14 protein-coding genes and 1 pseudogene are annotated in these 10,746 nt (G+C 70.4%); all 15 read left to right on the top strand.

Annotation, left to right across the window (positions count from 1 at the left end):
* The first annotated feature begins 222 nt into the window (after window positions 1-222).
* Complete coding sequence (locus Q9S36_RS50830; protein WP_311292330.1) at window positions 223-582, top strand: hypothetical protein; 360 nt, start codon at window positions 223-225, stop codon at window positions 580-582.
* A gap of 13 nt (window positions 583-595) precedes the next feature.
* On the top strand, window positions 596-1,312 hold the full coding sequence (locus tag Q9S36_RS50825) for a copper resistance protein CopC (RefSeq protein WP_311292329.1): 717 nt from the start codon (window positions 596-598) through the stop codon (window positions 1,310-1,312).
* Window positions 1,309-1,584 (top strand): zf-TFIIB domain-containing protein, encoded by a 276-nt coding sequence (locus Q9S36_RS50820; protein WP_311292328.1) that lies wholly within the window; start codon window positions 1,309-1,311, stop codon window positions 1,582-1,584. The genes Q9S36_RS50825 and Q9S36_RS50820 overlap by 4 nt, the downstream gene beginning before the upstream one ends.
* Before the next feature lie 77 nt (window positions 1,585-1,661).
* The gene (locus tag Q9S36_RS50815) at window positions 1,662-2,195 is read left to right on the top strand and encodes a signal peptidase II (protein ID WP_311292327.1); all 534 of its coding nucleotides are present in this window, start codon (window positions 1,662-1,664) and stop codon (window positions 2,193-2,195) included.
* The gene (locus Q9S36_RS50810; protein ID WP_311292326.1) at window positions 2,192-2,527 is read left to right on the top strand and encodes a DUF6804 family protein; all 336 of its coding nucleotides are present in this window, start codon (window positions 2,192-2,194) and stop codon (window positions 2,525-2,527) included. The genes Q9S36_RS50815 and Q9S36_RS50810 overlap by 4 nt, the downstream gene beginning before the upstream one ends.
* Entirely contained in the window at window positions 2,524-3,123 is a 600-nt protein-coding gene (locus Q9S36_RS50805) for a TlpA disulfide reductase family protein (protein ID WP_311292325.1), read from the top strand. Before Q9S36_RS50810 ends, Q9S36_RS50805 begins: the two co-directional genes overlap by 4 nt.
* Window positions 3,120-3,887: a cytochrome c biogenesis CcdA family protein gene (locus Q9S36_RS50800; protein ID WP_311292324.1), complete on the top strand. Its 768-nt coding sequence runs from the start codon at window positions 3,120-3,122 to the stop codon at window positions 3,885-3,887. The genes Q9S36_RS50805 and Q9S36_RS50800 overlap by 4 nt, the downstream gene beginning before the upstream one ends.
* Window positions 3,868-5,556 (top strand): cytochrome c biogenesis protein ResB, encoded by a 1,689-nt coding sequence (locus tag Q9S36_RS50795; protein ID WP_311292323.1) that lies wholly within the window; start codon window positions 3,868-3,870, stop codon window positions 5,554-5,556. The genes Q9S36_RS50800 and Q9S36_RS50795 overlap by 20 nt, the downstream gene beginning before the upstream one ends.
* Entirely contained in the window at window positions 5,553-6,494 is a 942-nt protein-coding gene (locus Q9S36_RS50790; protein WP_311292322.1) for a cytochrome c oxidase assembly protein, read from the top strand. Before Q9S36_RS50795 ends, Q9S36_RS50790 begins: the two co-directional genes overlap by 4 nt.
* A gap of 3 nt (window positions 6,495-6,497) precedes the next feature.
* A complete protein-coding gene (gene lnt / locus Q9S36_RS50785) occupies window positions 6,498-8,120 on the top strand; it encodes an apolipoprotein N-acyltransferase (RefSeq protein ID WP_311292321.1) in 1,623 nt (540 codons plus the stop codon).
* 152 nt (window positions 8,121-8,272) lie between these two features.
* Window positions 8,273-9,292, top strand: a complete 1,020-nt coding sequence (locus tag Q9S36_RS50780) for a M23 family peptidase (protein ID WP_311292320.1) — start codon at window positions 8,273-8,275, stop codon at window positions 9,290-9,292.
* 9 nt (window positions 9,293-9,301) lie between these two features.
* A complete protein-coding gene (locus Q9S36_RS50775; protein WP_311292331.1) occupies window positions 9,302-9,523 on the top strand; it encodes a M23 family metallopeptidase in 222 nt (73 codons plus the stop codon).
* A 222-nt stretch (window positions 9,524-9,745) separates the two neighbouring features.
* The gene (locus tag Q9S36_RS50770; protein ID WP_311292319.1) at window positions 9,746-10,186 is read left to right on the top strand and encodes a hypothetical protein; all 441 of its coding nucleotides are present in this window, start codon (window positions 9,746-9,748) and stop codon (window positions 10,184-10,186) included.
* A gap of 12 nt (window positions 10,187-10,198) precedes the next feature.
* Window positions 10,199-10,429: a M23 family metallopeptidase gene (locus tag Q9S36_RS50765; RefSeq protein WP_311292318.1), complete on the top strand. Its 231-nt coding sequence runs from the start codon at window positions 10,199-10,201 to the stop codon at window positions 10,427-10,429.
* 77 nt (window positions 10,430-10,506) lie between these two features.
* Window positions 10,507-10,746 (top strand): annotated as a pseudogene (locus tag Q9S36_RS50760) (c-type cytochrome biogenesis protein CcsB); the annotation flags it as partial.

Genomic DNA, 10,746 nt, shown 5'->3' with positions numbered 1-10,746 from the left:
CGGGCTCGCGGTTGCCGCGGCTCTGAGCGCGGAAGGGCTGCACAGCAGCGAGTACCTGTACCCGAAGCAGATCCCTGTCGGCGACGTGCTCATCGTGGGCGGCGGGAACAGCGGTGTGCAGCTGGCCCGCGAACTGTCCGCGTCGCACACCGTGACGCTGTCCGTGCGAACCCGGCGGCAGCATCGCCCCGCGATGAGCTATCCCGCCGCGGCAGGGAGAGGGTGCCGCTGTTCTCGCGGGAGCGTCGCCCCGAGCCGGTCTTCGGCGACAGCTATGAGCGGCTGCGTCGCGCCGGGGTGACGATCGTTCCTGCGGTGCAGGGCGTGGCCGGCGCCGTGGTGACCTTCGCTGATGGCACGCAGGCATCCCCCCGCTCGGTGATCCTCGCCACCGGCTACACCCCTGGCGACGATTGGATCCCGGAGCCGGCCCGCGTCGACCGGCCGCGGCGCACCCTGACCGGGCTGCCCGGGCTGTTCGTCGCCGGGATGCCGCAGTACGGCGGCCGCGGCTCCGACACCCTCGCCGGGGTTTGGAAAGACGCGACAACGATCGCCCAGCACATCATCAACCGGCCCTGAAAGGACCACCGCCTTGACCACCGTCACCGATCACGAACACCCGCACCGATCCGCTTCCCGTCGACGCGTCCTCCTCCTGCCCAGCGTGATGTCGCTGCTGCTGGCCGCCGGGCTGCTGTTCGCCACCGCGGCGCCCGCAGCCGCGCACGATGAGATCGTCTCCTCCTCCCCGGAAGCCGGATCCACGGTCAGCGTGGATCCGGAGGAGATCTCGCTGACGTTCAGCGGCGAGATCCTCACCGATTTCAGCGCCGTGATCATCGAGGTGGTCGCCCCGGACGGGCAGAACATCGCATCGGGGGATCCGGTCATCGACGCGACCACGGTCACCCAGGCGGTGACGCCCGGTCAGGCGGGCGCATACACGGTGCGGTGGCGGGTCGTCTCCAGCGACGGCCACCCGATCAGCAACGAGTACCAGTACACCGTCGAAGCGATCACCGTCCCCACCAGCGCACCCACCCCCGAAGCGACCGAGGAGCAGACACCCGACCCGTCTCCGACGTCCACCGACACCACCGGGAACCCCGGTCACGGTGAGCCCTCCGGGGGTGGGGAGCTTCTGCCTATCTTGGCCGTCGCCAGCGGCGTGATCGTGCTGGGCGGCGCGCTGGTGGTCGTGCTCATGGTGGCCAGAGAGCGTCGTCGCCGCGACCGAGCAGCCGCAGCCGCGGACGCCGCGGATGGTGGACCCGCCGACGACCAGCAACAGAAGGAGAACCCCTCATGAAATGTCCGGTCGACGGGACCGCCCTGCTGATCACGGAGCGCTCCGGGGTCGAGATCGACTACTGCCCGCCGTGCCGGGGCGTCTGGCTGGACCGTGGCGAGCTCGACAAGATCATCGACCGTGCCGCCGACCTCGCCGGCGGCGGCCGGCAAACCAGCACCGCCCCCTATCCGCGGGAGGGCGACCACCGTTCTGACCGCGACAGGGATCATCACGGTCGCTCCGGGCGTCGGCGGAAGGAAGGGTTCCTCGGTGACCTCTTCGACTTCTGACACCAAGGGTCTCTTCCTGATAGCCGGTCTGATGGCCGGCGTATCAGCGGCCCCCGCGAACGCACGAGGAGCCGCTGATGGTTTGTGAGCGGACCCGGCGGTTCGCGGTCGCGTGCCTGGCCGCCGCTGTGGTGGTCCTGGTCGACCAGGTGACGAAGGCGGCCGCACTGGGAGGGTTGAGTCAGGAGGAGCGGATCCCGCTGCTCGGGGATCTGCTCGGGCTGCAGCTCGCGTTCAACCCCGGCGCGATCCTCTCCCTCGGAGCCGGGGTCACCGGGCTGCTCACTCTCCTCGGGGTCGGTGCCGTGGTGCTGCTGGTCGTGGCCGCCGCGCGGGCGCGGAGCGGATGGTGGGCGCTGGGGATCGGGCTGATCCTGGGAGGCGCGATCGGGAACCTGATCGACCGGCTGTTCTCCCCTCCTGGGTTCGGGGTCGGGCACGTCACCGACTTCCTCGCCTACGGGAACCTGTTCATCGGCAACCTCGCCGACGTCGCCCTCGGTGCCGGCGTCATCGTCCTCGGCCTGAGCCTGTGGACCCGACACCGCCGCTCCCGCGTCAGCGCGGACAGCGCGGCGCCTGCGACGGGCTCCGTGGTGAGCGGGTCATGATGGCGAAGCAGCGGACCCCGTCCGTGTACCAGCGCAACGCGTTCGCGCCGGGGCTGCTCGCGGCGGCGGTGTTGTTCCTCGCGCCGGTACTGATGGGCGGGGACTGGTTCACCGTGGTGCTGTTCGTCGCGGCGATCTTCGCGGTCATCGTGGGGTGGTTCGCGATCCAGGCGCGGCAGTGGTGGTGGTTGCCGGTGTTCGTCGTGATCGCCGTGATTTGGAACCCGGTGTTCCCGTTCCCGTTTTCCAGCCCGGTGTGGACTGCGGCGCAGCCGGTCGCCGCGGTCGTGTTCCTGGTCGCCGGGGCCCTGATCAAAGTCAAGCGCGCATGATCCGCCGCCCCGTCCTTGCCGCTATGACGCTGGTCGCGGCGCTGCTGCTGGCCGGGTGCACGTCCAGCGATTCGCTCGCGCAGCAGTACCGGGACGGGAACGAGAAGGGCTACATCGCCGGTGACTTCCAGATCGTCGAGATCCCGGTTCCCGACCGCGGGGAGCCGGTGGCGTTCGAGGGCGTCACCGAGACCGGCGAGACGGTGTCCAGTGACGACTACCGCGGCGGAGTGCTGGTGGTGAACTTCTGGTACGCCGCGTGCGGGCCGTGCATCGTCGAGGCCCCGCTGCTCGAGGAGGTCTGGCAAGAGTATCAGGACCAGGACGTGGCGTTCCTCGGGGTGAACACCTACGACCAGCCCGCCACCGCACTGTCGTTCGCCCGTGACAACAACGTCACCTACCCGAGCGTGATCGACGTGAACGACGGACGGGTCAAGCTCGCCTTCGCGCAGGTCACCCCGATCCAGGCCACCCCCACCACCCTGGTCATCGACCAGGAGGGGCGGGTCGCGGCGCGGATCATCGGGCAGCTGGCCAGCGCGTCGATCCTGTCCACCCTGGTCGCCGACACCCTCGCCGAGGCCACCTCATGAATCCGGGATCGGTGATCGTCGACGGTGCCCTGTGGGTCGCGATCCCGGTAGCGATCCTCGCCGGGCTGGTCTCGTTCGTGTCCCCGTGCGTGCTGCCGCTGGTGCCCGGCTACCTCGGCTACCTCGGCAGCACCACCACGACGACCGCGACCCCCACGGTGGACGGGGGGCGCACGGTGACGGCGGAGCGCGCTCGGCTGCTGCTGGGCGTGACACTGTTCATCGCGGGGTTCACCGTGGTGTTCGTCGCCGTCACGATCCTCGGCGGCACCTTCGGGTACCTGCTGCTGCAGTACGCCAATGTGCTCACTCGCGTCTTCGGGGTCGTCATCATCGCCCTGGGCCTGGTGTTCCTCGGGTTCTTCGGTATCGCCCAGCGCACCCTCCGCCCCCGCGCCCAGGGCAGGGCCGGGCTGATCGGGGCGCCGCTTCTCGGGTTCGCGCTCGGCGTCGGCTGGACTCCCTGCATCGGCCCGACGCTCGCAGCGATCATCTCCATGTCGTGGAACCTCGGCGACCCCGCCCGCGCGGGCCTGCTCGGGCTCGCCTATTCGCTGGGCCTGGGCATCCCGTTCCTGATCCTCGCGGCCGGATGGGGGTGGGCGTCCCGATCGGTGGCGTTCCTGCGCCGCCACATCCGCGCCCTGAACATCATCGGCGGGGCCATGCTCATCGCCCTCGGCCTGCTGATGGTGACCGGGCTGTGGACGGCGCTGATGTCGCAGCTGCAACAGGTGGTGATCAATGTCCCCCTCCCGCTCTGACACCGGCACCGACGTCACCGCCGACCCGCTGCGCCCCGGCGACCACGCCGACAGTGAATCCGCGACCGAGATTACCCAGCCGGCGCTGGGCATCACGGGGTGGTTGCGGTGGGCATGGCGGCAGCTAACCAGCATGCGCACCGCACTGGTGCTGCTGCTGTTCCTCGCGATCGCCGCCGTGCCCGGGTCCCTGTTCCCGCAGCGCAGCGCCGACCCCAACGGGGTCATCCAGTGGGAGCGGGACAACCCCGACGTGTTCCCGCTGGCGGAGGCGGTCGGCCTGTTCGACGTGTACCTGTCGCCGTGGTTCTCCGCGATCTACCTGCTGCTGTTCACCTCCCTGATCGGCTGCGTGATCCCGCGCGCCAAGCACCACTACAAGGCGCTCCGCTCCCGCCCGCCGCGCACCCCGGCCCGGCTGTCGCGGCTCTCGGACTACCGGGAACTGAGCTTGCCGAAAGAGGAAGGGCAGACCGACCCAGGCGCGCACGCGATCGACGTTGCCGCAGAGCAGCTGCGCAAGGCCGGATACCGGGTGGAGCGATACGACGCCCGCGGAGCCGCGTCGGTGTCGGCAGAGCGCGGCTACCTGCGCGAGACCGGCAACCTGATCTTCCACGTCGCCCTCGTCGGCGTGCTCGTCTCGGTCGCGATCGGCGGGTCGTTCGCGTACACCGGGCAGCGGGTGGTGGTGGAGGGCACCACATTCGTGAACGCGCTCAGCGACTACTCCTCGTTCAACCCCGGCCGGTTCATCGACGGCGCCGGCCTCGCCCCCTACTCGCTCACCCTCGACGACTTCCAGGTCTCCTACCGGCTGCCCGGCACACCCGGCGCAGGCCAGGCCGGGGACTTCTCCGCCGACATCACCATCCGCCAGCCCGGGCAGGACGACCGGGCGCAGAGCGTGATCGTGAACTACCCGATCACCGTCGAAGGCGACCGGATCTACCTGCTCGGCAACGGCTACGCCCCCACCCTCACGATCCGCGACGCCGCCGGCGAGGTGGTGTACAGCGAGTCGCAGCCGTTCCTGCCGCAGGACTCAAACATGACCTCGCTGGGGATCATCAAGATCCCGGACGGGCTGCCCGAACAGGTCGGGCTGGTCGGGTTCTTCTACCCCACCCAGGGGGTGCTGCCCTCCGGCGCGTTCACCTCCGTCTACCCGGACGTGGTCAATCCGGTGCTGACTCTCAACGTGTTCAGCGGGGATCTCGGCATCGATGACGGCACTCCGAGGTCGGTGTACACGCTCGAGGTCGACGGGCTCACCCAGCACACCGGCGGCGACACCGCCGCCGACTCCCTTGAGCTCACCCCCGGCGCCACCGTCGACCTGCCGAACGGGTGGGGCACGATTACGTGGGAGGAGGCCACTGCGGAGGAGCCGGTGAAGCGGTTCGCGTCGCTGCAGATCCAACGCGACCCCAGCAGCGGCTGGGTGCTCGCGTTCTCCGTGCTCGCCACCCTCGGCCTGTTCGCCGGACTGTTCGTGCCCCGCCGCCGGCTCTGGGTGAAAGCCCGCACCACCCCGGATGGTGTGCACGTCGAATACGCGGGACTGGCCCGAGGCGAAGACCCCGCTTTGGCGCGCGCCGTCGACGAGTTCGCGACCCGCCACGCGCACGCCCTCGGCGTAGACCAGCCGGAGAAGGACACGCCGTGACGACCGTGTGGATCCCGGACGCCCCGCCGGCCCTCGGCGGGTTCCTCACCCCGGCCCAACTTCCGGCTCCAGTGCTACCGCTCCTCGCGGGACTCCTCGCGGTCGCCTACCTGGCCGGCGCGATCCAGATGTGGGTCCGCGGCCGCGGCTGGCCGGTGTGGCGGACGATCAGCTTCCTGCTCGGCTGCGTCGCCCTCGCCGCGGTCACCGGCCTGGCGGTGGAGAACTACGGGTACGCCCTGTTCTCGGTGTTCATGTTCCAGCAGCTCACCCTGATGATGGCGATCCCGCCGCTGCTGGTCCTCGGCTCTCCCGGCACCCTGCTGCTACGCGCCACCCCGCACCGCGGCCCAGGTCTCCTCGTGCTCCGCGCCGCGCATGCCGGGCTACGCAGTCGCACCGCACGGTGGCTTCTCAGCCCGTGGCTGGCGGTGCCGCTATACCTGGCCGCGTTCTACGGCCTGTACCTGGCGAACTTCGCCGACCCGATCCTGTCCACCGTCACCGGCCATACCCTCCTCGAGGTCGGGTTCCTGGTCGCCGGGATGCTGTTCACCATCCCGATCCTGTCCTCGGACCCGCTGCCGGTGCGGATGAGCCACGGCGGCCGCGCCCTGGACGTGTTCGCCGAAGCCGCCCTGCACGCCTTCTTCGGCGTCTTCCTATTGATGGCCACCACCACCCTCATCGACGGGTTCGCCGGCCCGACGAGCGCGCTGGGCATTGACCCGATCGAAGACCAGCGCCTCGCCGGCGGGCTGGCCTGGTCCTACGGCGAGGCCCCCACCCTGCTGATGCTCATCTACGTCATGCACCGCTGGTTCCGTGACGACACCGCCCAGGCGGTCGCCGCCGACCGCCGCGCCGACGCACACGGCGACCCTGAGCTCGACGCGTACAACGACTACCTCACCCGACTCCACCAGAAAGGCACCTGACCGATGCGCACGACCCTGCCGACACCCGCCCCGGCCGCCGCGCCGGAGCAGGAGACGCCGCCGCGCCGCACCGTTGCGGCATGGTCGCTGCCGTTGTGGGCGGCGGTGCTGGCATCCGCGGCCGCCGGCCTGCTGCTGGATCTCGCCTCCGCACCGGTGGGGTGGTGGCCGTTGACCTTCGTGAGTGTCACGGTGGCCCTGGTGGCCCTGATGGGCCGCAGCATCGGCGGGGCGTTGCTGGTCGGCACTGTGTTCGGCGCCGTGTTCTACACGACCCATCTGGTGTGGGTGGGGGAGTTCCTCGGCCCGGTGCCGTGGCTTGCCCTTGCCGGGCTGGAAGCGGTCCTGTTCGGCGTCGGCGCGGTGCCAATCACGCTCGCCTACCGGTGGACCGCCCGTCATCCGGCCCGCGGCCTCGTGCAGCTGCTCGCGGTGCCTCCGCTGATCGCGGTTCTGTGGACGGCCCGTGAGGTGGTGATGGGTGCGTGGCCGTACTCCGGGTTCCCGTGGGCGCGCCTCGGGATGACCCAGGTGGGTGGGCCGCTCGCCGAGGTCGCCTCGTGGACGAGCGTGACCGGCCTGTCGCTGCTGATCGTCGTGGTGTGCGCCTCTGTGGTGCAGTGGATCCGCGCCGGCGGCATCCGCTTCATGCTCGGGCTGCACCCTGCCGTGAGCGTCGCTGTTCTCCTAGTCGTGACACCGCAGTTCCCCACCGCGCCGGCCGGGGAGTTCCGCGTGGGATGGGTGCAGGGCAACGGCCCCACCGGGTACTTCGACGACAAGGCGCCCGGCGACGTCCTGGCCGCGCAGATCGCCGCCACTGTGCCGCTGTATGGGCAGCCGATGGATCTGCTGGCCTGGCCGGAGGGCGGCGTCGACGCCGACCCGCTCAGTGATCCCGCCGCCGCCGAGGCGTTGGACCGGGTCGTGCGCGCGGCCGGGGCGCCGTTGCTAATGAACGCCGCCACCACCCGCGGCGCCGACGTCTTCAACACGTCCCTACTGTGGACTGCGGATCCCACGGGCCGGCAGTGGCACGACAAGGTCAACCCGGTCCCGTTCGGGGAGTACGTGCCGGACCGGTGGTTCTACGAGCTGATCGTCCCCGACCTGGTCGGACTGATCCAACGCGAGTACACCCCGGGCACCAACCCGCCCATCGTGCAGGTCGGCGATGTCGGGGTGGGGTTGGCGATCTGCTTCGACGTGATCTACGACACCGTGATCTGGGACGGCGCCCGCGCCGGCGCAGAAGTGTTCGTGTTCCAGACCAACAACGCCGACTTCCGCGGCACCGACGAGAACCTGCAGCAACTCGCGTTCGCCCGGATGCGCGCCATCGAAACCGGCCGCGCCGTCGTCAACGTCTCCACGGTGGGCACCAGCCAGGTCATCACCCCGAACGGCACCACCGTCGACAGCATCGGCGTCGACGCCGCTGACGCGTCGATCAGCACCGTCCCGCTGCGCACCGGACTCACCCCGGCGGTGATCCTCGGTCCCTGGCTCACCGCTCTCATCGTCCTCGCCGCCGCCGGCGCTCTCACCACGGCGGGATTCTCCCACCGTGCCCGCACGCGTGCGGACGGCGCAGATCGTTCGACTGACCCGGGGAGGCACCCATGAACACGCCACGGGCGAGGCCTGCCGGAGGTCGACTGGCCGGGTCGCTGCGAACGCTGGCGACGGGCAGCGATCTCACCCTTCTCAGTGACCTGACAGCGGAGGAGTGCGGGTGCGCGCCCACGTCCGCGGAGAGCCGCGCATTCCGGGCCGGGGTGAGCCGGCGTACTCTGCTGACCGCAGGAACATTGAGCGCGGCCGCCGTCCTGGTCGCCGGCCCGATGCTGCCGGCAGCGTTCGCGGCGACCTATCCGTCCTGGGATGACGTGCAGGCCGCGAAAGCGAACGAGGCCACCAAGGCTGCCGAGGCGCAGCGGATCCAGGGCCTCATCCAAAGCCTGACCGGCGAGGTGGAGCGCACCCGCACCGCCGCCGAGCAGGCCGCTGGTGCGTTCTACACCGCCCAGCAGGAGTACTTCGACGCATCCATCCGCGCCGACACGTTGCAGTCCCAAGCCGACGCGGAGGCGCAGAACGCGACCGATGCGGCGAACAAGGCCGGCCGCATCGCCGCGCAGCTTTACCGCGACGGGGGCGACACCACCTCACTCGAGCTGTTCCTCTCCGGGTCGGCCGCGACCGCGGACGATCTCCTGTCCCGGCTGGGCGTGATGGACAAGCTGCTGGAACGCAACCAGGCCGTCTACGCTGCGGCGCTCACCGCCCGCGATGCCGCGCAGAGCCTGACCGATCAGGCGGTGGTGGCCCGGGACGAACGGGACCGGCTGCAGCAGGTCGCCGAGCAGAAGATGCTCGAGTCGCAGCAGGCCGCCGATGCTGCGCAGGCCGCGCTGGACGCGCAGACCCTCCACCTCGGCGAGCTGCAGGCCCAGCTCGCCGCCCTCGAGGACACCACCGCGAAGACCATCGCCGACTATCAGGCCGGAGTGGAGGCTGCCCGCCTCGCCGAGGAGCAGCGGCGAGCGGCAGAGCACGCCGAAGCGGAACGGCTCGCCGCCTCGGGCGGCGGCGGTGGGGGTGTGGTCAGCTCCGGGTGGGCACGGCCGACATCCGGGCACCGCACCTCGGGGTTCGGGCCGCGCAGCTCCCAGTGCGGCAACGGGTACTGCTCAACCAGCTACCACTACGGCGTCGACCTCAGCGGCGGGTGCGGCGCCGGGATCTACGCCGCCGCGGCCGGCACCGTCGTCTACGCCGGGTACAACGGCGGCTAGGGCAACTACATCAAGATCGACCACGGCGGCGGGATCGGCACCGGATACGCCCACATCCGCCCCGGCGGCTTCTACGTCGGATACGGCCAACGCGTGAACGCCGGCGACCTGATCGGCAGCGAAGGCAACACCGGCAACGCGTTCGGCTGCAACCTGCACTTCGAGGCCTACGTGAACGGATCCCCGGTCAACCCCATCACCTTCCTCGCCGACCGCGGCGTATCCATCTGACCCGAAACGAACCAGGACATCATGACTGACCAGACCACCCCACCCGGCGGCGGCGACCAGCCCCAGACGCCCCCCACGCGCCGCAGCCTCCGCCGCTCCGCAACGCCACCAGCCACCAGCATCACCACCACAGCCCGCCCCCCACGGCGCCCACCCGCGGAGACGACTGCCCGTGGTCGGGTAATCGCGCTGCGCCCAGCGCGGTCCCTGGCGGTCCTCACGGTGGTCACCGGCCTGATTGCGACGTTCGCCCTCCCCGCGTATGCCGCCTGGCAGCCGGTAGACCTCGAGATCCCGACACTGCAGCAAGTCGCGTCCGAGGACGCGCAATCCTTAATCGTCGCCTCCGACGCGACTGGGACGCAGCTCACGCGGGAGAGCTACTCGGCTACCACCCAGGCGGAGATCGACCAGAAGAAGGCGGCAGAAGCAGCCGCAGAGCGTGCGCGGGCCTCCGCACAGGTCGCCTCGGTGCCCTTCGACTACAGCATCGTGCCCCAAGGCAGCGGAGCCGTGCGGTGGCCGGTGGGCGGCCCGTTCACCGTGACCGACCGCTTCGGTGCTCGAGGCGGCGCGCATATGGGAACCGACATGGTCGCTGCCGGCGGAACCCCCGTCTACGCATCTGTCGACGGCGTCGTGCGGATCTCGCAGGACAGCTAAGGCGGCTACGGGGTGACAGTCGTGGTGGAGTCCGTGCTGAACGGGCAACAGGTGAGCACGGTGTACCCGCACATGCAGACCGGAAGCCGGCAGGTCGCCGCCGGGCAGACCGTCACGGCCGGGCAGCTGGTCGGACTCGGCGGCAGCACGGGACGTTCCACCGCGAACCATCTGCACTTCGAGGTCTACCTCGACGGAACCGCCGTTGACTCGCTGGCCTGGCTGGAAGCGAACGCGGGCTGACCCATGTGCACGGATCTATCGCGCCACCCCGCTCGCGGGCACCCCCTGACCGCAACGACGAAGAGGACGACCCTGCCATGACCGGAACCGACGCGCTCTCCCTCGACGGCATCTCACTGCTGCTGGTGTGGACGGCGATCGCCACCTACCTGCTCGCGTTCATCGCGTACACCATCGACCTGGCTCAACGCTCCGTCCCCGCCAGCGTCCCGCAGCGGGAGCCGGCCCTGGCCGGCGCTACCGCACGTGCGGGCCAGCAGACGGACAACGGCCAGAGTGGGTCGGTGGACAGTGTTCGCACGCCGCCCGCGCAGCGG

The sequence above is a fragment of the Microbacterium sp. ARD31 genome, assembly GCF_031844425.1.
Note: the sequence above shows the minus strand (reverse complement) of the source record. Positions and strands in the feature narration are given on the sequence as shown.